We start from the raw sequence: 23,383 nt of genomic DNA on the forward strand, positions 1-23,383 counted from the left end.
CCGGGGGAACGGTCGGGGAACAGGGCCGCCCTACCGTCAGAAGTGACGGCGAGCCAATTGGCTCCGTCATCACATCACAACGACCAGGAGGACATGATGGGACTGCAACTCGGTGAGATCGCACCCGATTTCTCCGCCAAGACGACCGCCGGCGACATCCGCTTCCATGACTGGCTCGGAGGCTCATGGGGAGTGCTGTTCTCGCACCCGAAGGACTTCACGCCGGTCTGCACCACCGAACTCGGCTACATGGCCAAGATCAAGCCCGAGTTCGACCGACGTGGAGTCAAGATCATCGGCTTGTCCGTGGACTCGACAGCTGATCACGAGCGGTGGGCCGCCGATATCGAAGAGACGCAGGGGGTCCGCCCCAATTACCCCGTGATCGGCGACGACGACTACACCGTGGCGAAGCTTTACGGCATGCTCCCGGCCGCCACGTCCGGGGACGCCAAGAGCCGCACGCCCGCGGACAACCAGACCGTCCGCAACGTGTTCGTCATTGGGCCGGACAAGAAAATCAAGCTGATCCTCGTCTACCCCATGACGACCGGACGCAACTTCGACGAAGTGCTTCGCGTTGTCGACTCGCTTCAGCTCACTGCGAAGCACCGGGTGGCGACGCCGGTCAACTGGAGGCAAGGCGAGGACGTCATCATCGCCGGCTCCGTCCCGAACAGCGAGGCCCTCGAGATCTTTGGCGATTGGAAGGAGCCCAAGCCGTACATTCGGATCGTCCCGCAGCCTGTGTGATCGCGCATAAGAGCGGACAATGTCATGGCCGTGTCCGCCCGCTGCCGGCCGCATTGGCCGGCGCGGGCGGTCCGGCTGACCCCGCCGGCTGACCCGTGGGCGGCCGGCTTCGGTCGGCGATCAGGCAATAAAGGCCGATGGATCACACGGTCGCTACCCGATCGAAATCAGCACCGCTCATGTGCTCGCACAGCGCAGCGCAGGCATCGAAGTGGGTCATGAACTCCGGGTTCTGCTTCCATGCGTCCCGGGACGCCTCGTCGGTCCACTCCGCGAACGAAACATAATGACCGGGAACACGTCGGTCACGAATGAGGTTTGCCACGAGGATCGACGGGTAGTTCGCCCGGGACCACTGAAGGAACTCCGTCCACCGGTCTATGAACTCCTGGTCGCTGCCCTGCTTCACCTGCCAGGTTCCTGAGGCATAGTGGTCTGCCATTGCTCTCACCTCCTTTCCGATTTCTCGCTTAACGGTAAGTCGCGACCGTTCCCCGCGCGTTCCTCGGTTCGCGTTGGCAGCACTTCCTAGGAGCAAGGCAGTGAGCGGACGACGGCGGGACCTCGGTGAGGGTGCTGCACGGCAGGCTTAGCGGCCTACTTATGCATGGCCTCATGGATTTGAAGCGCAAACCAAAGCTGAGCCAACGTGGATGTTTCGGTCATGTCCAGGCCCGTCAATTCGCCGATTTTTCGGATTCTGTAGATGACGGTTTGCCGGTGCGCGAACAGCGCCGCCGCTGTCTTCTGCCATGACCTTTGGGTGTCCAGGTAGGTCCTCAACGTCACGATGAGGTCGCCTTCCTGGCTCTGCTCGTACGCGAAGATCGGACCCAGCAGCCGCTCTACCAACGCGGTCCCTTCCTCGAAACTCGTGAGCCCCAGCCACGAGGCACCCTCGGCGTACCGGGCCAGCTTCATGGCATTGCCCTTGGCCGAGCCGAGCGCCCACAGCGACTCCTGCAACGCACGCTGGATACCGGGCGCAGACGTCGGCGAGCTGATCCCGATCCGGACCTCGGGACCCGCGCAGTGGATCAGGATATCGGCGGTCACCGCCGCGGACACCGCCACGTGAAGTGTGTCGAAGCGCTGCAGGCAAGCGGCCGGAAAGCCGTGGCGCCACAGCTCGACGTGGACACCCGCCAGCCGCTCGCCGTCGTCGGCCGATATCGAAACCACCACGAAAGCCTGTGCCGGAACATCAAAAGCCGTGAGCCGACTCTCCAGTTCCGCCGTTCCCAGGCGACCGTCGACCGCTTGCAGCAGGAATTCGCTCGCCAGGCGGTGCCGGCTTTCCAGGGACAGGACATTTCGTGAAAGTTCCAGCCCCAGCACTGTTGCCGCATGCAGAAGCACGACGGCGTCCGGGTGCGGATCGCTGTTGGGCAGCACCACCAGAAGCGCATTGGCGTGCGTGGGGATGTCCATCATCAACACGTGCCTGTCCCCAAGCCGATGCCACTGGAACTTCTTCCCGGCGAGGGATATTCGCCCGGTCAGCAGGGCCAATTCCGCCTGCAGGAAATCTGGCAGAGGCCGGCCGTCCGGATGCCACGGATGAAGGCAGCGCCGGTCCACGACGAACAGATCTGCATCGAGCTCAGCCGCGAGCCCCAGAAGAAGGCCCTGCAGGTGGTCCTCGGACGTTCCAGCAGTGCGGAGCAGGTCGTAAATCCGGGCGGTCTGGCGCAGGCGCCGCGATTCCTCCAACAGGGAGGATTCAGCCACCGTTCGCGCGATGGCGATGAAAGGCAGCGGATAGGGCACGTTGATCAGCGGCAGCGGCAGCCTCTCACAAGCCGCCAGGAACTCTGGCAACAGCTCCGGCGCGTGCATCTTCTCTCCGATGGCCAGCGCACTGGCGCCCGCATCCACCAAGGCCTCGGCGAGCGCAACCTGCCCGGCAGCATCGGCTGGGATGGAAAGGCCGTTGGTCATCATCAGCTCGCCACCAGTGACCCATTCCCACAGCCTGGGCAAGTCAGACGTGTGCGCCCACGTGATCCGGTTGCCGCTGCCTGCGGATCCGGCCAGCAGTGTGAGTCCCAGCTGGGGTTCCGCCACGAGCTCGGCCACGGTAATCGCCATGGAATTGCGCTCCCTGCTCCTTGGTCTTCCGGACCACCAAGAGATTCTTAGACATATGTACAAGAGCCTCTGCCATTTGTAGTCAATCTACCGCTATACGCCGTGATGCACGTCACCAAGAATTGGATTACGGACTTCCCGCTCAACAACCCCGCTCAACGGCGAGCGACCCACACCACCGAAACGAGGCCGGCGTCACCGCCCGGCAGCACCGCAAATCGAAGGATCCCCGCATGACAACGCACAAGCCCATCGGCCCCGTCGACGCAACAAAAGTCCCCCGGTACGCAGGCCTCGGCACGTTCGCCAGGCTTCCCCAAATCGACCGCGTTCCGGACTACGACATTGCGATCGTCGGGGTCCCGTTCGACGGCGGGACCTCCTTCCGGCCCGGCGCCCGTTTCGGTCCCGCCGCAGTCCGAGAGGCCTCCCGGCTCCTGCGCCCCGGCTACCACCCCGAGCTCGACGTCGAGCCGGTCTACGAAGCCCAGGTTGTGGACGCCGGCGACATCGCCTGCACGCCTTACGACATCACACAGGCTGTCCGCGAAATCGAGGAGCAGGCACTGCCCCTGATCAGTACGGACAAGAGGCTCATCTCGATCGGTGGCGACCACACCATCGCCCTCCCCATGCTGAGGGCTTTGAACACGGTCCACGGACCCGTGGCTTTGCTGCACTTCGACGCCCATTTGGACACGTGGGACACCTACTTCGACCAGCCGGTCACCCACGGAACCATCTTCCGGCGGGCATTCGAGGAAGGCCTCCTGGTGGAAGACAAGTCCATGCACGTCGGCATCCGCGGGCCGGTCTATGACCGCAAAGACTTCCTCCGCGACCACGAATTCGGTTTCCAGATCATCCGCTGCTCGGACGTGGACGTCATCGGCGTTCCGGCAGCCATCGCGCAGGTCAAGGAGCGGCTCGGCGACACGCCGGTCTACGTCTCCATCGACATCGACGTCCTGGACCCGGCCTACGCGCCGGGCACCGGCACCCCCGAAATGGGCGGGCTCCACTCCCGCGAACTCCTGGCACTGCTCCGCGGACTGAACGGCATCAACATTGTGGGCGCCGACGTCGTCGAGGTCGCTCCGGCGTACGACCACGCAGACATCACCGCAGTCGCCGCAGCCACCCTCGTCTTCGACCTGCTCGCCCTGATGGTGAACCGCAGCAAGGCCGAATCAAACACCGTCCGTGAACTGCAAGCAGCATCCTGGAACGCATCATGAGCACCCGAACTACTCCCGTTGCCGCAGCCGAAGTACCCCGGCTCGAGGACAAGACCATCCAGCCAATCCCCGCAAACGAACGCCACGGGAAGGCCCGCGACCTGTTCACCATCTGGTTCGGTTCCAACATCATGATCATGACCATCGTGACCGGCGGACTCGCCACCACGGTGTTCGGCCTCGGCTTTGTCCCCGCCCTCGTGGGCATCATCATTGGAAACGTTGTTGGCGGCATCTTCATGGCGCTGCATTCTGCCCAGGGCCCGCAATTGGGTGTGGCGCAAATGATCCAGACCCGCGGCCAGTTCGGTTCGTTCGGGGCACTGCTGATCGTGGTGATCGTGGTGATCATGTACGTCGGATTCTTCGCGGCCAACCTCGTCTTTGGCGGCGAAGCGATGGCCGCAGTCAGCCCCGGCATCAGCGTTGACGCCGGTATCATCGTCATCGGCATCGTGAGCGTCATTGCCACGATTTTCGGCTACCGGCTCATTCACGCTTATGCACGCATCCTGAGCGTTGCGGCTGGCCTGGCATTGCTGCTGGCCTTCGTCTGGATCCTGCTGGTGGGCAGCCTTCCGGCCAATTTCCTGGAGCAGGGCAACTTCAACTGGGTCGGCTTCATGGGCACCATCTCCGTATCCGCCCTGTGGCAGCTCGCCTACGCTCCCTACGTTTCGGACTACTCCCGCTACATGCCCCAAGGCACAGGCTCGGCCCCGGCGTTTTGGGCTTCATACTCAGGCTGCGTCCTGGGGACGCTGTTCCCGATGATCCTGGGCGCACTGGTGGGAACACTGGCGGTGAGTATGAGCGCCGAAGCCGGCAACGTCGAGATCGTCGGCAGTTTGGGCGCGTTGCTGCAGCCCTGGACCCTCATGATCATCGGAATCTTCTGCCTCGGCGTCGCGGCGTCGAACGCTATGAACCTCTACTGTGGCGTCCTGTGCAGCCTTACCATCGGGCAGACGTTCAAGCCCAACTGGTTGCCCCATGCAAAGACCCGAAGCATTGCGGCGATCATCCTCTTTACGCTGGCCCTGCTGATCGCCCTGTTCGCCCGCGACAATTTCATCCTCTTCTACACAAACTTCCTCTCCTTCCTGATGTACGTGCTGGTTCCGTGGACGGCCATCAACCTGGTGGACTACTACCTTCTCCGGCACGGCGACTACAGGGTTGAAGACTTCTTCAAGCGCGACGGCGGAATGTACGGACGGTTCAACTGGGTGGCGATCGGTTCCTACGTTGCCGGCGCCCTGATCCAGGTTCCGTTCTCGGCAACAGCGATCTACACCGGCCCTCTCGCGGCAGCCATGGGCGGGGTGGACATCTCCTGGATCGTCGGCCTTGTGGTTGTTGCCCCGCTCTACTACGTTGCGGCACGCGTGTTCCGAAAGAAGCCGGACGCCGCCCCCTTTCAGGCCCCTCTTCTCGCAACCGACCTCATCTGAAAGCGAAAAACATCATGACATTCACAGACACAAACCAGTTCACCGTCCGACGCTCTACCTCTGGCAACAGCTCCCTTGAGCGCACGCCCGCCAGCGTGCTGCCGCCCGCCGGACACTTTATTAACGGGACGTTTGTTCCGGGTTCCTCCACCGAGCTCATCGACGTGGTGGACCCCACCACTGAACAGGTCATCGCGTCCGTCCAGGCCGGCACTGCAGCTGACGTCGACGTCGCCGTCGCAGCCGCCGTCGCGGCTCAGAAGTCCTGGGGCGCCACCACGCCGAAGGAGCGGTCCGAGGTCCTGTCCCTGATCGCCAACATCATCGAAGCCAACCGCGAAGCGTTCGAAACCATCGAGTCCGCCAACACCGGCAAGCCGCGAACTGTCGCTGAGGATGATGTCTCCAGCACCATCGACACGTTCCGTTTCATGGCCGGCGCCTCGCGCACCCTGACGTCCATGGCCGGCGGGGACTACGCCACCGGCCACACCTCGGTGATCCTCCGCGAGCCCGTGGGCGTCGTCGGGGTCATCACGCCCTGGAACTACCCGCTCCTGATGGCCGCATGGAAGATCGCCCCCATCCTGGCCGCCGGAAACAGCATTGTCCTCAAGCCGTCCGAGCAGACCCCGCTGTCCACGCTGAAGCTGGCAGAACTCGTGGCCGGACACATCCCGGACGGGATCCTCAATGTCGTCACAGGACAGGGCCGAACCGTGGGACAACGGCTGTCCGAACACCCTGACATCGCCCTCGTCGCCTTGACGGGCAGCGTTGTCAGCGGACAGGCCGTGGCGGAAACCGCGGCCAAATCGGTCAAGCGCGTCCACCTGGAACTCGGCGGCAAGGCCCCCGTTGTGGTCTTCCCCGACGCCGATCTCCGCGCGGCCGCCGCCGGCGTCCGCAACGCGGGCTACTGGAACGCCGGCCAGGACTGCGGTGCCGCCTGCCGTGTCCTCGTCCATGAATCCGTAGCGGAGGAGTTCACCGAACATCTGGTCCGCGAAGTCAGCACCCTGGTGGTCGGGGATCCAGAGGCAGGAGACGACGTGGAAATCGGTCCCATGATTTCGCGCCCGCACTTCGAACGGGTCAAGGAATCGCTGGCCGAGGCCAAGTCCGCCGGACTGACCATCGCCATCGGCGGTTCGGCCTTGGAGGGCCCCGGCTACTTCATCGAGCCTACGGTGATCAGCAACGTACCCGCCGGAGCACGCATCGCCACGCACGAGATCTTTGGTCCCGTAGTCACGGTCGAGACTTTCAGTTCCACCGAGGAGGCCGTCACCCGGGCGAACGAGAGCCCCTACGGGCTGTCCGCCTCGGTATGGACCAAAGATTCAAGCCTCTCGCTGAGGATCCCCAAGCAGCTCGATTTCGGCACGGTCTGGGTCAATTCACACTTGGTCCTGGCCTGCGAGGTACCGTGGGGCGGGTTCAAGGGATCCGGCTACGGCCGCGACCTCTCGCTCTACGCGCTGGATGATTACTCCCGCACCAAGCACGTCATGATCAACCACGGCGCGTGAGCGTTCAGACAAGCAACGGAGCTTAGCAATGACCACCACCAACGTTCCCAAGGCCGCGTCCCCGGCCCGGGCGGCAACCCCATCCGCGCCCTTCGGGACGGACGTCACCTGGACCAACTGGGGCGGGAACCAGAGCGCTACGCCCGCCTTCACCGTCAGGCCGCGGACCGAGCAGGAAGCGCTCGACGCCGTCCGTTTCGCCATCCGGGAAGGCCTGCCTGTGCGGGCGGTCGGCTCAGGACACTCGTCCTCGCCGTTGGTTCAGACAGGCGGCGTTCTAATGGACATGTCCGGCCTCTCGGCGATCACCGGTACCGACAAGATCCGGCGTCGCGCCAGGGCCCTTGCCGGGACCACCATCAATGCCTTCGGCGATGCGTTGTGGGAGCAGGGCCTGGCACTCAGCAACCAGGGCGATATTGACAAGCAGCAGATCGCCGGGGCGCTGGCGACCAGCACGCATGGCTCCGGAAAGGAACTGGGCAGCTTCTCCTCCAAGCTGCGATGGGTGAAGCTGATCAACGGCGACGGCGAGATTGTCGAAATCGGCGAGGGGCAGCTCCGCGAACTCCGGGCTGCCCAGGTCGCACTCGGCACGCTCGGGATCTTCCTGGAAGTCGAGTTGGCCGTCGAGGACAGCTACTACCTGCAGGAACAGATCACGTATCCCACGTGGGCCGAGACTGCAGCTACGTGGCAGACCGACATCGACTCAAACAGGCACTACTCATTCCTGTGGTGCCCGGGCGACGATTCCTGCGAGCTCCTGGACCTTCCGGGTTCGCCGGGCCAGAGCATGGCGGACCGCAGCTACACCAAGCGGTACAACGTGGCGCAGATCCAGGACGAGAGCGAGATTTCAGGCATCGAAGGCGCCCGGCTGGACCGTTCGTACCGCATCTATCCGGGTGGCTTCACCACGCAGTTCCACGAACTGGAGTACTTCGTCCGCAGCGAGGATGGCCTGGCCGCCGTGGAAGTCATCCAGGAGCTGATCCGCACTAAGCATCCAGGGCAGAAGTACCCTGTGGAGGTCCGCTGGGTGAAAGCCGATGAAGGCTACATGTCCCAGTTCCAGGGGCGCGACAGCACTGTTATTACTCTGACCACCGAGCCCGGGACAGACTACTGGCAGTTCTTCCGGGATGCCGATACGGCACTGCAGGAATTCGAGCCGCGTGCGCACTGGGGCAAGATCCACTTCATGACCCGGAGCCGGTTGGAACGCCTCTACCCGGAGCTGGACACTTTCATCCAAGTGCGCCGCGAGTTCGATCCTCGTGGAATGTTCCTCAACGACCACACCCGCGCCCTCGTCGGCTAAATCAGCAATCCCGGAGTATGCCCTGGAGCCTTGCTCCGGGGCATACGTCGTGGTTGCTCCCGCGCCTCCGTCCGTTCAGGCCTGGTCGGTGGGCATGATCCAGAGCTCTCCGTTTGAGTCAGCGCCGTTCTATTTGACCCAGTCCGAGTCGCCGTAGGGGCGTCCGCGGAAGTGGGCGCGGAGGTACTCCCCCACCACGGCGGCGCCCAGGTCCCCGGTCTCGGGCGCCACCACCCGGCCACCGACCCGGTGGGCCATACGCTGGACGAACCGCTCGAGGCCGGGATCGTCGCCGAGCCGGAAGAACGTGACCTGTGTGCCGGTACGCCCCAGGCGGTCGAGCTCGGCCACGGTAAGCCGGATGGTCTCCGGGTGCGGCGGGTAGTCGAACCAGGTCTCACCATCGCCCAGCAGGTGCGCGGTTGGTTCGCCGTCGGTCACGACCAGCAGGACGGGCTGCATCGAGGGGTGTTTGCGGAAGAACCGGCCGGCCAGCAGCAGGCCGTGGTGCAGGTTGGTTCCCTTGTTCTGGAAGGGCGGCAAGGCGGTGAGCTCGCCAATGTCCGTGGTCTGCGCGTAGCGGCCGAACGTGATCAGCTGCAGCCGGTCGCCGCGGAAGCGCGTGGAAATGAGGTGGTGCAGGGCGAGCGCGGTGCGTTTCATGGGCACCCAGCGCCCTTGGGCGGCCATCGAGAAGGACACGTCCACCAGCAGGACCACGGCGGCCTGGGTGCGCGCCTCAGTTTCCGCCACCTCGATGTCGTCCGCGGCGAGGCGCAGTCCGCTGCCGGGGTCGCCGCCGTCGGCAATGGTCCGGCGGATCGCGTTGGTGATGGTTCGCGTGACGTCCCACGGCTCGGCGTCGCCGAACTCCCAGGGGCGGCTGGAGCCGGTCTGTTCCCCGGCTGCCCCTGCCACGCGGGTGTCCCGGCGCCCCTGCCGGCTGGAGAGTTGCTTCGCGGTATCCCGCAGCAGCGCCCTCCCGAGCCGCCGCATGGACTGCGGCGACAACCGGAGATCCCCGTCCGCCCCGCGGTGGAGGTACCCGCCGTCGTGCATTGCCTTCTCGATTTCCGCGAGGGTGCGTGCCGTAACGGCGGCATCCTGGCCGAGCTGGCGGGCCAGCGCGTCGAGGTCCAGGTCGTCCAGGCGGGACCCGTTGTAGGACTGTGAGAGCTGTTCGGACAGCTCGTCCAGCTCGGCGAGGTCTTGCAACACGCCGGTTCCGTCGCCCAGGCCAAGCCCTTCCTTGCCCTCAAAGCGTTCGGATCCGGTCCAGTCCTCGCCGGGCCGCAGGGCGCGCAGGTTGTCGTCGAGTTGGCCGAGCTGGGCCATGAGTTGTGGCGAGCCGAAGGCCTGGGCGGAGAGGTTCATCAGCTCCTCCCGCTGCTCCCGGGACATGGATTGCAGCATCCGCTGGGCGGCTGCCGCGCGCTGGGCGAGGGCGTCGATCAGCTCCTCGACGGACTGTGGATTCTCGGGAAAGTACTGGCCGTGCTTGGCCATGAAGTTCTGGAAGTCCGCGTCGGTGTCCTCGCCGCGCCGGTGTTTGTCGAGGAGCCCGTTGAGGTCCTGCAGCATCTCGTTGACGGCCGCACGGTCCTCATCGGTGGCGTTCTCGAGCGCCTGCTTCATACCGGCGAACCGCTGGTCAAGGACCTCGCGGCCCAGCAGATCCTTGATCCGCTCGTAAGCCTCCCGCGCCGTGCTCGACTGCCAGTCATAGGAAGCCAGTTCGTTGACTGCCGCCGCCGTGGACCGGGGCAGGTTCTGCAGCTGCATCTCCCGGAAGGCACGGTCGGTGTTGTCCATCATGGCGTCGCGGGCCAGCTGTTTGCGCTCCTCCAGCACCGCGGTGTCCAGAAGCTTCTGGACTTCGCTGAGCGTGCCGTCCAGTTTGTGCCGGCCCAGAAGGTCCTTGCGCCGCCGCTGTACCCGGGCGGCGAGGTCGTCGAGGCCTTCCCGGCTGCGACCGCCGCGGCGCAGGAACTCCTGCAGGGCGCGCCGCGGCGAGTAGCCGGCCATGACGTCTTCGGCGACGGCGTCAAGCGCCTCCGCCAGATCCACCGGCGGGGCGAGCGGATCCGGCCCGCCCCTGTACCGGCTGTATCTGGACCGGTTGTGAACGCTCATGGGCCCTCCTTCCCTCAGCTGTGGAACTGCTTAGCCGTAAACCGTTTCCTCGTCGTCGGATTCCTTGGCGATCCGACGAGCTAGGTAGAGGCCTTCCAAAGCGAGTTCGACGGCGGCGGCCCGCTGCCCGTCGTTCGTGGCACCCAGGCGCTCACTGATTTGGTCGTAGAGGCCGGAGCCGTTGAGGGACGGGAGGTTCTCCAGGAACTCCCGCGCGGTGACCAGTTCCCCCGTGGTCACCGTGGTGTGGCCGTCGAGCGCAGCCACGAGCTGGCCCATATCGATGCCGTGGAAGTGTGCCCGCACGGCCTCCGCGGTTGCCATGCGCAGGAGGTGGTCTAGGATTTCCTGTTCGCGCCCCTCCTCACCGGACTCGAACTCAATCTTGCCGCCAAGGACTTCCACCGCCGCGTCCAGGTCGATGATCCGGGCCACGGCCTCGTCCTCGCCGCGCACGCTGGCACGGCGAAGGGCTGCCGCGGCAACGGTTTCGGCGCCCGCGATGGCGAACCGCGCGGACACCCCGGAGGTCTGGTTGATCGCCGGAGACTGCCGCAGCGCCCGGGTGTAGCGGGCCAGGATCTCGAGGATGACGGGCGGGACGCCGGCCACCAGGTGCCCCTCCTGCTTGATGACGGCCACCTCGTCGTCGAGCTCCAGGGGGTAGTGGGTGCGGATCTCGGCACCGAAGCGGTCCCGCAGCGGCGTGATGATCCGGCCGCGGTTCGTGTAATCCTCCGGGTTGGCGGACGCGACCACCAGGACGTCCAGCGGCAGCCGCAGCACGTAGCCGCGGATCTGGATGTCGCGTTCCTCCATCACGTTGAGCATCGAGACCTGGATGCGCTCGGCGAGGTCGGGCAGCTCGTTGATGGCGATGATTCCGCGGTTGGAGCGCGGTACCAGGCCGTAGTGGATGGTTTCCGGGTCACCGAGGCGGCGACCCTCGGCCACCCGCATCGGGTCGATGTCGCCGATCAGGTCGGCGACGGAGGTGTCCGGCGTCGCGAGCTTCTCGACGTACCGTTCCGAGCGGTGGCGCCACGCCACCCGCAGCCGGTCCCCCTCGGTGAGGGCGCGGGCACGGGAGTGTTCCGTGATGGGTTCGTACGGGTGTTCGTTGAGTTCCGAACCCTCGATTACGGGCGACCACTCGTCCAGCAGCCCGGCCAGGGTGCGCAGGAGCCTGGTCTTGCCCTGCCCGCGTTCGCCGAGCAGGACCACGTCGTGCCCGGCGAGCAGGGCCCGCTCGAGCTGGGGCAGGACGGTCCGGCTGAAGCCAAACATCCCGGGCCACGGATCGCGGCCGGCGGCGAGCGCGGCGAGCAGGTTGTCACGGATTTCGCGGCGCAGGTCCTTGTGCACGTGGCCGGAGGCACGCAGTTCACCAACAGTGAAGATATCGGGGCGATCACTCACCCCTCTACGGTAGACCTCCACCGGGCCGGGAATCGAGGGATTTGTCGAGATTCCCTGCTCACTCGGCGCCGGCGTCTTACGCTTGATCCTGATGACTGCAGCAACGCCGCCGGAACCGCCGGCACCGCCTCCGGGTGCGCCCGGCACCCTGCTTCTTTTGGTGCGCCATGGGGTCACGCCGACGACGGGCAGGGTGTTGCCGGGGCGGGCACCGGGGCTTCATCTGTCCGACGCCGGCCGCGCCCAGGCTGAGAAGGTCGCGGAGCGTCTCGGGGACCTTCAGGTGGACGCCGTCTATTCCTCGCCGCTGGAGCGCGCCGTTGAGACGGCAGAACCGACGGCGGCCCGCGCAGGACGGAACGTGACGCACGACGACGGCCTGCTCGAATGCGATTTCGGCGACTGGACCGGGGCTGCTCTGGCGGACGTGGCCGCCCTGCCGGAATGGCAGACGGTCCAGCACAGCCCCTCGACCTTCCGTTTCCCGAACGGCGAGAGTTTCACGGAAATGCAGGCGCGGATTGTCGGATCGCTGGAGGCGCTGCGCACGGCCCACGCCGGCGGCGTGGTGGCGTGTTTCTCCCACGCCGATCCCATCAAGGCCGCCGTCGCCCATGCCCTGGGCACGCCCCTTGACCTCTTCCAGCGCATCGTCATCAGCCCGGGTTCGGTGTCGGCCATCTCTTTTGTGGACGGGCAGGCGCCCGCCGTGCTCATGGTGAATTCGACGTCGGAACCGCTCAGCGGGCTGCGGGGGCCGTGAATGGGTGCTGCCAGCGGGACAGACGGTGAAACGGGGCAGGCTGTGTCCGGCCGGGAGCTGACGCTGCTTTGCGAGGGCAGCATCGAACTGGTGGGACGCATTCCGCGCAGCAGCAACGAGACGTTCCTCGTCGAGGTCACCGGCACGGATGGCACCTCGTATGCGGTCTACAAGCCGGAGGCCGGGGAACGGCCGCTGCCCGATTTCGAGCCCGGGCTCTACCGGCGGGAACGGGCAGCCTACCTGCTCAGCGAGTCGCTGGGGTGGGGCCTCGTGCCGCCGACGGTGATCCGCGAGGAGGCCCCGCTGGGGGTCGGGTCGCTGCAGTGGTTCATCCAGTGCGACTTCCAAGAGCATTACTTCACCCTGTTCGCCGACGCCCCCGAGACCCATCGAGAGCTGGCGCGCATCGCCCTGTTCGACTACGTCAGCAACAACACCGACCGCAAGAGCGGACACGTGCTGCGCGGCGACGACGGGCGGGTGTGGGGCATCGACCACGGCCTGTGTTTCTCCGCCAGCTTCAAACTGCGCACCGTGATCTGGGACTTCGCCGGTGAACCCATCCCCGATGGCCTGCTCGAGGACATAGCTCCGCTCGCAGAAGCGGCGCCTCCCGACGTGGCCCAACTCCTCGACGTCGACGAGGTAGCCGCCCTGCAGCGCCGCGTCCAGCGCCTGCTGCGCGAAGGCGTGCTGCCGGTTGACCGCACCGGCATGCGCTACCCGTGGCCGCTGGTTTGACCAACGTCTCGGGCCGCAACGAAGTGGCTCGGCGGAACCCCGGATACTCAGCGGTCAGCCCGCTCCCTCACCCTCGCGGGCCGTCTCCTCCAGGATCCTCGCAGTGGGCGCTGCCGTCATCAGCTGCCCTATCACCTCAGGCTTGTCCCATACCTCGCTGCGGAGCCGTTCCAGAAAGACGGTCGCGGCATCCTTCGTGTCGAAGTCAAGGAGCACGGCCACGCTGTTCTGGTCGTCCGTATCCCGGAGCAGCCGGACAGACCTGGCGCCCGAGGCGGCGCGGCCTGCCGGATCGGAGTCAAATACTTTCTTGAAAGCCTCGTAGTCCCGGACTGGATAGCTGATCTGCAAGGTGAACATCGTTGTTCCTTTCCCTGGGCTGTGACAGCTCAAAGATAGGCCTTCCAAAGTCATCCCGGTAGGGCCGGAGCGAAGGCCTTGAATCGGCGATGCCGCGAGCACCCCCGCCAACCGATTTCCCCTGTTTAGAGGTAGTCGCCGGCCCGTTCGCGGGCAATTTCGAGCAGCGTGGAGTGGAAAGCCACCTCTGCGGGTGCGTAGACCTTGTCCTGGCGCTGGGCGAGCAGGACGCGGCGCAAGGGGGCAGCGTCCCCGAGGCTGAGCACGCGGACATCCGGGTGCTGAAGCGCGACGGCGGTTTTGGGCACCATGGCCACGCCCATCCCCACACTGACCATCGCCTGGGCCTCCTGGTAGTCGTTGGCGAGGAATCCGATGGTGGGTTCGAACCCGGCGCTGTGGGCTGAACGCTGCAGCACCTCGACCACCGGATGTGCTTCCGCACGGACAATCCATGACTCGTCGCGCAGGTCCTCCATGCTCACCTGTTCCCGGTCGGCGAGCGGGTGGTTGCCCGCCACCAGGATCACTGTGCTCTCGCGGAAGACCTCCGTAACCCGGATGGAGTCGTCATGGAATCTGTTCCATGGGTAATCCCACAACAGGCACAGGCCGGTGACCCCCGATTGCAGGTCGGCCACTAGTTCATCGAAGCGGGCGCTGCGCAGCGAGAGGCTGATGGCCGGGTACCGCTTCTTGAAGGCGCGGATGACGATCGGCAGGAAGGACCCTGCCAGCGTGGGAAAGGTGCCCACGGTCAAGGCTCCCCGCTTGAGGCCTGCGATCTGGTCCAGGTCCGACTGGGCGGCCCGCATCTGTCGGAGGATCTGGCGCGCGTGGCCCGCCAGCACCTGCCCGGCCTCGGTGGGCACAACGCCACGGGAGCGGCGGTTGAGCAGGGGCTGCCCCACCTCCTGTTCCAGCTTGCGCAGCTGCTGGGAAACGGCGGAGGGCGAATACATCATCAGGTCCGCCGCGGCGGTGATTGAACCCTGCTCCACCACCTCCAGCAACAGCGTGAGGCGCCGAATATCGAAAAGGTGCTCCTTCTCGTCGTTAAGCATTGCTTTACCCTTCGGCAGATTTAGTTCATTTAGTGCACGCAGGCCTGCAGCGCACGGTTCCTGGCCTGCTTCTTGCAACCGCAAGTGCGGATAACCCGGCGCAGCAGACGCACAGCAACAATGATTGAAGCAATCCTACATCCCCCATCAATTATTGAACATTGTCTTAATTTGTGATCCGGATCAATCTCTTACCAGGGCCCCTTGAAGTAATCGAGGCACAAGGAGATGTGAAGGAACAATGAAGATCGAAGCAGAGTGGATGCGCGGAGGCACCAGCAAGTGCTGGGTGTTTGAAGCCGAGCATCTGGGCGGCGGCGCCAGCCTGGACTCGCTGTTGCCCCGAGTGTTCGGCAGCCCCGACTCCCGGCAGATCGACGGCGTCGGCGGCGCAACCTCCACCACGAGCAAAGCGGTAATCCTGCACCGGCCTGACGATGACGATATCGACGTCGACTTCACCTTCGCGCAGGTGGGCATCGAAGAAGCCTCAGTGGATTGGGGCAGCAACTGCGGGAACTGCTCAGCTGTGGTTGGCCTGTACGCGATTGAAAAGGGATGGGTTGTTCCCAGCGGGGACGTCACAAGGATTGTCACCCGCAACACCAACACCGGGCAGATCATTGTCCAGCGGGTAGCAACCCCCGCCGGCGCCCTGCCCATCGTCCCGGACGCCCAGATGCCTGGCGTCCCGTTTCCCGGCTACCGAGTGGGCCTCGGCTTCCACGATCCTGCCGGGAAGACCACCGGAACGCTGCTGCCCACCGGCTCGGTGACGGACACCATCACCGCCGGCGGAACCCGCTGGACAGTGTCCATGGTGGACGCCGGCGCACCCGTGGTGATCGTTCGGGCCGAGGAGCTTGGCCTGGACGCCGACCGCTACGACAGTTGGCAGGCCGGCGTCGAACTGCAGCTGGATACCTTGGACCAGATCCGGCGGCAGGCGGCGGTGCGGATGGGACTGGCACCCACCACCGCCCAGGCGGCGCGGGCCATCCCCAAGCTGGCCATCGCCGCCGCCCCGTCGCCCGCAGAAGACGGCAGCGACATCAACGTCATGATGCTTTCGATGGGGCGGCCCCACCCGGCACTGGCCATCACCGGCAGCATCGCCCTGACCCTGGCAGCCCGCACCCCGGGCACCGTCCTGCATGCCATGACCGGCAGCGGGCTGGGGGCCACGCTGAAACTGCGAACCCCCGCCGGAGTCATCGAAACCTGGACCGAGGATCACGACGGCGCCCTGCTCGTCGGCGTCGACCGCACGGCCCGCAGCATCGCAACCACCATCATCCACCTCCCCGAGGCCCTCGGAACTGCTGCCGAAGCGTCCCTCGCGGGAGCCACTCAATGAGGAGTACCCGCCATGACTAAGACTGTGCAACGCCCCACCGACGCTGTTGAGGAGACCCGGGACCAAAAGTCTCCGCGTCCCGCCCGCCGCCGCCGTATCCTGCTGATGGCGGTGGTAGGCATCACCTTCCTTGGTTTGCTTGCCCTCGTTCTGGCGGGAGGCGTCTTCAACCAGGCGCCCACCGCGGAATCGGAGCCGAGCATGACCGCAGTACAGATCATCCCGCTCATCATCCTCGTGGTGATGTTCGTCGTCGCCACCAAGTGGCCGCTGAACATCGGTGTGATGGGGCTGGTAGCCTCCTTCGGCGTCGGCTATTTCATGCTTGGCATGTCTGACAAGGAGATCCTTGCGGACTTCCCGGCCAACATCGTCATCACCATCATCGGCGTCACCTACTTCTTCAGCATGGCGCAGCGGAACGGCACCATCGATATCATCGTCCAGAACTGTGTGCGGCTCGTCAGGGGCAAGACCCTCCTGCTGCCGTGGGTCTTCTTCCTTATGGCTGCAGCCCTCACAGCATTGGGCACCTTCTCCCCCGCCGCAGTGGCCCTGCTGGCGCCGGCGGCCCTTGGCCTGGCCTACGAGTCCCGCATCCACCCGGTGGTGATGGGCGCTTTCCTCATCAACGGCGCCCACGCCGGCGGCTTTTCCCCCCTCTCCGTGGCCGGCGTGCTGGTGCATGACATCGCCGTGAAGAACGGTTTCCCCATCTCCCAGGGCGCACTGTTCACCGCCAGCTTCGCCATCAACCTGATCCTCTCGGTCCTGACTGTGGTGCTGTTCGCCCTGCTGGGCAAGCTGCGCGACGGCGAGGGCCAGCACGCCGACCTTGAAACGACCACCACGGGCCGTCCTCACGGCCAGCAGATCCTGACGCTGGTACTGATTGCCGCCATGCTGGTGTGCGCGCTCGGATTCCACATGCCGATCGGCTTCGTGGCCCTCTCCGCCGGCCTGCTCCTGGCGCTGGTCAACATCAAGGAACACCGCACTTTCATTGGCGGCGTTTCCTGGTCCACTGTCCTGCTGGTGGCCGGCATGATCACCTATGTTTCCCTCCTCCAGCACGTAGGCGTCATCGACACCCTCGCCGAGCAGGCACTGGCCCTGGGCGCACCGCTGCTGGTGGCGCTGGTCCTCTGCTACGTGATCGGCGTCGGCTCCGCGTTCGCATCGTCGACGGCGTTGCTCACCGCGTTCATTCCGCTGGCGGGTCCGCTGCTGGCCACCAGCTCGCTGAGCGCCTCCGGCACCGTGGCCGCACTGGCCATCGCCGCCACCGTTGTGGACGTCTCGCCCTTCTCCACCGACGGCGCCCTGGTAGTGGCCAACGCCCGCGAGGACGACCGGCAGCGCGTCTACAAGCAGCTGATGACGTACGCAGGTGGCGTGGTGCTGGTGGCTCCGGCATTGGCTTGGGTGTTGCTGGTACCCACCGGCATCATGTAACTTCGGGCGCCGCTCCTGCACTCCATCGCAACAGGAAGCCCGAAAGACGGGCGCAAGAGCGTGCATCCGTACGCGTCAAAGGCAGGCTCCGGCAACGGGTCCTGCCTTTGGCGTCCCGGGGTAGGACTCCCCGCATCCAGGCAGGAGAGTTGACGGGGCACACCAGAACAACAAGCCATCATCTTCAGGCGGCGAGATACATCATGGTGGCATGTTCGAGTGGGCTGGAAGCGTGGGGTGTGGAGCCAGGTGGCCAGTGCGTAGGTTCACGGTCCTGTTGCTCGGGTGGGTAGTGCCGGCCGGTGGGTGAAATCCAGCCAGGTGGTTCATTCTGTGTTGCCTGCGCAGGCGTCCAGGCGGATGTGTGTTTGAGGCGGTGGTGTTTCGGGCAGACCTGTCCGAGGTTGCTGATCCCGGTGGTCCCGCCGTCCTGCCATGCCCTCAGGTGGTCGTTCTCGTTATCCAGAGATTGGTTGCTGCAGCCCGGGAAAGTGCAGGCACCGTCCCGCATCCTGAGCCACCGCTTCAGCGATTCGGGGAGCCGGTAACTGGTGCGGCCGATCTCCAGTGACGCTCCATCCCGCGGGTCAACCAGGACCCGGTAGAACGAGCTGGCACCATCGGCAACGAGCCTACGCGCGATCGACGCCGGGACCGGCCCGAACCCATCCACCTCCGCGGGTTCCTCAGTGAGCCCGAGGAGGGAAAACACGGGGACGGTCACCAGGACGTCAGCCTTGGGGGAGGGCACCTCACCTGGCTGCTGGCTGGCGCTGCCCAGCAGCAGCCCCGCAGCGATGTCAGCCCGGATCTGGGTGAGTGTGCGCGACTCGTCAGCGCCCTGCAGCCCCCGGCCCAGGGCAGAGGCCCTGTTCCATATGGCGCAGGCCGTGTCACCGGGAAGGTAGAGCGAGATCCAGCCCATGCCGTCCCGGTCCGGGGTATATTCCATTCGACGGTCCGCCACGCTCTTTGCATGGCGCTTCTCCAGGGATTCCGGGTGGTGGCGTTCGCGCCAGGCCCGGACTTTCCGCCGGAACCGGGAGGGCACCAATTCGCCGGGCGTGGCACAGCGGGCGCCGTCCGGCGCCCCCGGGTCGAAGAAGTGTGATTCCAGGGCCGAAACGGCCGCCGGGGGTAGGCCATCGGTTTCGTCGACCATAATCCGGGCGTGCTGCCAGGCGATGGTCCCGGCCTGAAGCGCGTCCAATGCGGCCGGCAGGGACGTAGTCAGCGCATGGGCCTCGCCAAGAAGGGCCGATGCGGCGCGTTCGCCGATGGTGAGTACGCACGCCACTTCTGCCACCAAGGACATCTCCTGCGCCGACGCCTCATATGCACTTGCGGGCGGGGCCTCCAGCGCCGCTGCGGCCTCCGCGTAGGCGGCCAGCAGCCGGATCTTCGCCGCCGCCGTCGCCGACTCGACCCGCGCCAGTACGCCCAGCCCTTCCAGGCATGCCTCCGAGAACTCCCGCAACGGATCAACATCAGCTTGGATTGGTAGAGACGAAGGGCAGGAAATAACGCCGGCAAGCTGACCGACCAACCCGGCCACCGACACGACGGCAGCCGTCACTGCGGCCCTGCCTCCCGCATCGATAACCGCAACGGTTTCCATAAGCACAGCATGGCAGGGGGGTCTGACATTCATGTCGCGGCCCATCCGGTCAAGATGCGCAGGCAAATCTCCTGGCCATGTCCAAGGAGTCCTCACGTCACACAACGTGACGGCTTCCGAATCCCGATTGGCCACGCCCTACCCTTGAAGCGTGACTTTGACTAAGATCCGCACCGCCGCCGCGAGCTCCCTCGCCGCCGCCGGTCTCCTGCTTGCCCTCGCCGCCTGTTCCGCGCCGGCCACCACCCAGCCCACCTCTGCACCGGCCTCCTCGGCGAGCGCCTCACCCAGCGCCTCCGGGCCCTGCGCCGGGGTGAAGGTCATCGTCGATTCCGGCGCCCTGAAGCAGGCTGCCGCTGATACTTCCGTGTGCGTGCCCGTGTCGGCAGCCACGCCCGCTGCCAAGGTGCTCGACGAGGCCAAGGTGAAGACCGTGGGCACCACGCAGTACCCCACCGAACTGGTGTGCCGTGTGAACGGCGTCCCGGCCGCGGATCTTGAGATCACCCACAAGGGCGGCACGTACAAGGAAGAGTGCGCGGGAATGCCCGCAGCCTTCGCCTACTGGTCTCTCTGGGTTAAGCCGGCCACCGGCGACTGGGCCTACGCGCAGGAAGGCCTCGCCACCCTGCAGGTCAACCCGGGAGAGAGCCTCGAGCTGCTCTACACCGTCGACGGCGAACCGGCCGCCCCCAAGGCATGACCTTTCGACCCGCGCCGTTACGCGCAGCGGCGGCCCTCGCCGTTGTGTTCATCGCGGCGCGGGTCATCTACCGCATCCTTTTCAACGGGGCGGGCCTTGGCGAACCGCTGCTGCTCGACCTGCCGGCGGTCCGGCTGCCTGCCCCGTACGCGCATGTGGTCTTCCTTGGTCCCGTCACCGGACCAGGTTTGTGGGCCGCGGTCGTGTCAGCCGTGCCGATTGCGGGGATGTTCCTCGCCTTCGGACTGCTCAACGCCTGGGTGGACGTGGCCCGCGGCTTTGTGCACCTGGCCCGCCGCGGCCCCATGCAGGGCCTCGCCCGGACCCTTGTAGTAGCTTGGGCGGCGCTCCCGGCACTGGCCGACGCCGTGACCTCGGTCCGCCTCGCGTTCCGGTTGCGGGGCGAACGCTTCGGGCCCCGCGCCCTCGTGCCCGTGCTCGAGCGCACCCTTGAGCACGCGAGCCGGGTGGCCGCGGCCCTGGAGCTGCGCGGCTTCGGGAGCCGGGCCGCACACCAACCAGGGAACGACTGCGGCCCGCTTCTGGTCCGGGACGCACAGTTCCGCATCGGTGACGCGGAGATACGCGTCGCCGGATTCACGCCGTCGAGCGGGTCCATCACGGTCATGACCGGGCCCACCGGCTCAGGCAAGTCCACCGTCCTGCGGGGCATCGCCGGCCTCCTCTCCCACGTTGACGGCGGAGAAATTTCCGGCACCGTGCGCGTCGCCGGGACGGACCGCGCCGCCACGGCGCCGCGCGATACCGCCCGGTTCATCGGCGTCGTCCTGCAGAATCCCCGCGCCGCCTTCGCCAGCACCCGGGTCCGGGACGAAATTTCCCTCGCCCTTGAGCTGCGCGGCATGGCTTCCGGGACCACCAAGGCAAGGGTGCTGGAGGTCGCGGAGCGCATCGGGGTGTCGGCGCTGCTGGACCGGAACATCAGCACTCTCTCGGCGGGTGAGGCAACACTCGTGGCCATCGCGGCCGCGGTGGTGGAGCACCCGGCCCTGCTCTTGGTCGACGAGCCCCTGGCCGATCTCGACACCGCTGCCCGCGGGCACGTCATCGCCGTCCTCAACGATCTCGCCCACCATGACGGTGTCTGTGTCATCGTGGCGGAGCACCGGGCTGCGCAGTTCGTCCCGGTTGCCGATGCGTGGTGGACCATCGACGGCGGCGCCCTGGTACCGGGTGCGGCACCCTCCCCTTCTGCGCCGCGCGAGGTCCGTCCAACGGCGGAGCCAGCTGAGCACGTGCCCGTCCTGACTGCGACAAACCTCGCCGTGCACCGAAAAGGCAAGCCGCTCGTGCGCGAGGCGTCCCTGACCCTGCACCGGGGTGAAGTGGTGGCCCTGGTGGGGCCGAACGGTGCCGGGAAGTCGTCCCTCCTGGTGGCGCTCGCCCTGGGTGAAGGAACGGTCGACGGCGGCACGGTCGACGGCGGCCGCGTCGCCCTCGTTCCGGACGCCTCGGACGACCTCTTCACCAGGGATACGGTCGCGGGCGAGCTCCGCGCGGCCGAGAAGCGGCAGGCGCGCGCCGGGCGCCACGCAGACCGGCGCCGCCCAGCCATTTCCCACATATCTGCAGCATCACACCTGGCCCGTCTGCGGAGAGACGTCCGGGTTCCGATCGGGCACGAGCACCCCCGCGACCTCTCAGCCGGTGAACGCCGGATCCTGGCCATCACGCTGCAGACCATGGACAACCCCCAGGTACTCCTGATCGACGAACCCACCCGCGGACTGGATCCTGCGGCGCGTACAGCAGTCGCGGCGGCGCTGCGGGCGGCAGCGGACTCCGGCGCGGCTGTCCTCATCGCCACGCACGACCACGACTTTGCCCACGGCCTCGGTGCCCGGATCCTCCCGATGAGTGACGGCGTCGCGCCTTCCTCCGCACCAGAAGCCGCCCCGGAACCGCCCCTTCCGCTTCCCCGGCAGGAAAATGCCGGACCCCGGCCACGCGTCACCGAACAACCGGACTCGCACGCCCCGACAAGGCATCACCGCATCCGGATGCCACGCGCCGCAGAACTCGCAGTTCTCGCAGCGGCAAACGTCCTTGCCCTCGCAGCGTTCTGCTGGCCGCTGCTCGCCGCCGCTTTTCCGGAAGATGCCGCCGCGGCGCTCCCCTACGCAGCGCTGGCCATCGCGCCGCTCGCCGTCATCGCCATCGTGGTCTCCCTGGACGGCTCGGTCAGCTCCGCACATACCGTGGCGCTGCTCGGCGTCCTGGCCGCGGTCGGTTCCGCGGTGCGGGTGGCGAGCACCGGCGTCGGGGGCGTGGAGGCTGTCTTTATCCTGCTGATCCTCGCCGGCAGGGCGTTCGGCGCGCGTTTCGGCATGCTGCTCGGCGCCGCCACGATTGCGCTCTCAAGCGCGCTGTGGGGCGGGATCGGGCCGTGGACACCGTTCCAGATCTTCGCCTGCGCGTGGGTGGGCGCCGGGGCCGGCCTGCTCCCACGACGGGTGCGAGGCAAAGCCGAACTGTGGATGCTGGGCGGCTACGGCGCCCTGGCGTCCTACCTGTTCGGCCTGCTGACCAACCTGTGGTTCTGGCCCTTCGCCGTGGGCGCCGGCACCGGCATCTCCTACCTGCCCGGCGCGCCGCTGGGCACCAACCTCAGCAGCTTCCTGCTCTACTCGCTGGTGACGTCGACGGCGGGCTGGGACACCCTGCGCGCCATCACCACCATCATCGGAATTGCTGTGGTGGGAAGGGCCATTCTCGCCGCCCTCCGGCGGGTGAAGCCGGTCTCTAGCATGGGCGGGCAAGCCGCGCAGGCTCACTCCACCCAGGCCAGGGACCGGCTTCAACTCACACCTTGAAGCGCTGCGCACAGGAAAAAGCCCGTCACGAACAATGGAACAAGAACCGGTGCCAACGGTCCTGGCCCGTTGACCTGGGCAGAGCCGCCGTCTCTGGCAGAGTTGGAGCGGTGCTTCTTCCTCGACGACACGACAACCCTGGTCAACAAACGGCGCGGGGACTACAACCGTACGGGGACCCCGGGACCAGGCACCCGGAAAGCGGACGACGGCGGGAACCTCCCGCCGTCGTCCGCTTCCTTTATCTAAGGGTGCGGGCCACCTGAACCACCGGTATTGCTCCCCGGCCGAGGCCGGCCGGAGCCATGCGCCCAACACGGCCAGCGCACTAATCCAGGTTGTTGCCTGCCGTTTCAGGCCCGCACAGCGTTGCCGTGCAGGGCGTCAGGCGTTGGCTTTCCGCTTGAACCAGCCCCACACGCCCGTGGCCACGAACAGGACCAGGCCGATGAATGCCAGCCACAGCAGGCCCTTCACCACGAAGCCGAGGATCGAAAGGACAAGCCAGATAATAAGCAGTGTGACGATAATTCCCATAGGG

At 66.2% G+C, this 23,383-nt stretch carries 19 protein-coding genes; 11 read left to right on the plus strand and 8 right to left on the minus strand.

From position 1 onward, the window contains the following. Window positions 1-96: 96 nt before the first annotated feature. A complete protein-coding gene (locus tag NIBR502772_RS21900; protein WP_141142222.1) occupies window positions 97-753 on the plus strand; it encodes a peroxiredoxin in 657 nt (218 codons plus the stop codon). Window positions 754-895: 142 nt separating this feature from the next. Here the strand turns inward: NIBR502772_RS21900 and NIBR502772_RS21905 are convergent, their stop codons facing one another. After that, on the minus strand, window positions 896-1,195 hold the full coding sequence (locus NIBR502772_RS21905; protein ID WP_104061636.1) for an antibiotic biosynthesis monooxygenase family protein: 300 nt from the start codon (window positions 1,193-1,195) through the stop codon (window positions 896-898). A gap of 155 nt (window positions 1,196-1,350) precedes the next feature. Then, window positions 1,351-2,844: a PucR family transcriptional regulator gene (locus NIBR502772_RS21910; protein WP_141141801.1), complete on the minus strand. Its 1,494-nt coding sequence runs from the start codon at window positions 2,842-2,844 to the stop codon at window positions 1,351-1,353. Between the two features lie 233 nt (window positions 2,845-3,077). Between NIBR502772_RS21910 and speB the strand changes: the two genes are divergently transcribed. Genes speB through NIBR502772_RS21930 form a run of 4 tightly spaced genes read left to right on the plus strand, consistent with a single transcriptional unit; the run spans window position 3,078 to window position 8,392 of the window. Further along, the gene (gene speB, locus NIBR502772_RS21915) at window positions 3,078-4,082 is read left to right on the plus strand and encodes an agmatinase (RefSeq protein ID WP_141141802.1); all 1,005 of its coding nucleotides are present in this window, start codon (window positions 3,078-3,080) and stop codon (window positions 4,080-4,082) included. Continuing rightward, on the plus strand, window positions 4,079-5,536 hold the full coding sequence (locus NIBR502772_RS21920) for a cytosine permease (protein WP_141141803.1): 1,458 nt from the start codon (window positions 4,079-4,081) through the stop codon (window positions 5,534-5,536). The genes speB and NIBR502772_RS21920 overlap by 4 nt, the downstream gene beginning before the upstream one ends. Before the next feature lie 14 nt (window positions 5,537-5,550). Next, a complete protein-coding gene (locus NIBR502772_RS21925) occupies window positions 5,551-7,068 on the plus strand; it encodes an aminobutyraldehyde dehydrogenase (protein ID WP_210412345.1) in 1,518 nt (505 codons plus the stop codon). 28 nt (window positions 7,069-7,096) lie between these two features. After that, a complete protein-coding gene (locus NIBR502772_RS21930) occupies window positions 7,097-8,392 on the plus strand; it encodes a D-arabinono-1,4-lactone oxidase (protein ID WP_141141804.1) in 1,296 nt (431 codons plus the stop codon). A gap of 129 nt (window positions 8,393-8,521) precedes the next feature. On the opposite strand, the gene NIBR502772_RS21935 is transcribed toward NIBR502772_RS21930, so the two are convergent. Then, a complete protein-coding gene (locus tag NIBR502772_RS21935) occupies window positions 8,522-10,525 on the minus strand; it encodes a VWA domain-containing protein (protein WP_141141805.1) in 2,004 nt (667 codons plus the stop codon). A gap of 30 nt (window positions 10,526-10,555) precedes the next feature. Further along, entirely contained in the window at window positions 10,556-11,944 is a 1,389-nt protein-coding gene (locus tag NIBR502772_RS21940) for a sigma 54-interacting transcriptional regulator (protein WP_141141806.1), read from the minus strand. A gap of 91 nt (window positions 11,945-12,035) precedes the next feature. Here NIBR502772_RS21940 and NIBR502772_RS21945 point away from each other — a divergent pair, with 91 nt between their 5' ends. Together NIBR502772_RS21945 and NIBR502772_RS21950 are read left to right on the plus strand one after the other, a co-directional pair. Then, on the plus strand, window positions 12,036-12,707 hold the full coding sequence (locus tag NIBR502772_RS21945) for an MSMEG_4193 family putative phosphomutase (RefSeq protein WP_141141807.1): 672 nt from the start codon (window positions 12,036-12,038) through the stop codon (window positions 12,705-12,707). Beyond that, window positions 12,708-13,451: an SCO1664 family protein gene (locus tag NIBR502772_RS21950; protein ID WP_246848632.1), complete on the plus strand. Its 744-nt coding sequence runs from the start codon at window positions 12,708-12,710 to the stop codon at window positions 13,449-13,451. It abuts the gene before it with no gap. Between the two features lie 54 nt (window positions 13,452-13,505). Here NIBR502772_RS21950 and NIBR502772_RS21955 read toward each other — a convergent pair whose 3' ends face one another. Together NIBR502772_RS21955 and NIBR502772_RS21960 are read right to left on the minus strand one after the other, a co-directional pair. Then, the gene (locus tag NIBR502772_RS21955) at window positions 13,506-13,811 is read right to left on the minus strand and encodes a hypothetical protein (RefSeq protein ID WP_141141808.1); all 306 of its coding nucleotides are present in this window, start codon (window positions 13,809-13,811) and stop codon (window positions 13,506-13,508) included. Window positions 13,812-13,936: 125 nt separating this feature from the next. Further along, window positions 13,937-14,875, minus strand: a complete 939-nt coding sequence (locus NIBR502772_RS21960) for a LysR family transcriptional regulator (protein ID WP_141141809.1) — start codon at window positions 14,873-14,875, stop codon at window positions 13,937-13,939. A 241-nt stretch (window positions 14,876-15,116) separates the two neighbouring features. Between NIBR502772_RS21960 and NIBR502772_RS21965 the strand changes: the two genes are divergently transcribed. Further along, a complete protein-coding gene (locus NIBR502772_RS21965; protein WP_141141810.1) occupies window positions 15,117-16,232 on the plus strand; it encodes a PrpF domain-containing protein in 1,116 nt (371 codons plus the stop codon). A gap of 12 nt (window positions 16,233-16,244) precedes the next feature. Further along, window positions 16,245-17,687, plus strand: a complete 1,443-nt coding sequence (locus NIBR502772_RS21970) for an SLC13 family permease (RefSeq protein WP_141141811.1) — start codon at window positions 16,245-16,247, stop codon at window positions 17,685-17,687. A gap of 184 nt (window positions 17,688-17,871) precedes the next feature. Here NIBR502772_RS21970 and NIBR502772_RS21975 read toward each other — a convergent pair whose 3' ends face one another. Continuing rightward, window positions 17,872-19,305 carry an HNH endonuclease signature motif containing protein gene (locus tag NIBR502772_RS21975; protein ID WP_141141812.1) on the minus strand — a complete coding sequence of 478 codons (1,434 nt, stop codon included), beginning with the start codon at window positions 19,303-19,305 and terminating at the stop codon, window positions 17,872-17,874. Between the two features lie 151 nt (window positions 19,306-19,456). Between NIBR502772_RS21975 and NIBR502772_RS21980 the strand changes: the two genes are divergently transcribed. Together NIBR502772_RS21980 and NIBR502772_RS21985 are read left to right on the plus strand one after the other, a co-directional pair. Beyond that, on the plus strand, window positions 19,457-20,008 hold the full coding sequence (locus NIBR502772_RS21980; protein WP_141141813.1) for a hypothetical protein: 552 nt from the start codon (window positions 19,457-19,459) through the stop codon (window positions 20,006-20,008). Further along, window positions 20,005-22,842: an ATP-binding cassette domain-containing protein gene (locus tag NIBR502772_RS21985; protein ID WP_141141814.1), complete on the plus strand. Its 2,838-nt coding sequence runs from the start codon at window positions 20,005-20,007 to the stop codon at window positions 22,840-22,842. The genes NIBR502772_RS21980 and NIBR502772_RS21985 overlap by 4 nt, the downstream gene beginning before the upstream one ends. A gap of 384 nt (window positions 22,843-23,226) precedes the next feature. On the opposite strand, the gene NIBR502772_RS21990 is transcribed toward NIBR502772_RS21985, so the two are convergent. Then, entirely contained in the window at window positions 23,227-23,379 is a 153-nt protein-coding gene (locus NIBR502772_RS21990; protein ID WP_141141815.1) for an LPXTG cell wall anchor domain-containing protein, read from the minus strand. Between the last annotated feature and the right edge of the window lie 4 nt (window positions 23,380-23,383).

It is taken from the genome of Pseudarthrobacter sp. NIBRBAC000502772 (genome assembly GCF_006517235.1).
Classification (GTDB): domain Bacteria; phylum Actinomycetota; class Actinomycetes; order Actinomycetales; family Micrococcaceae; genus Arthrobacter.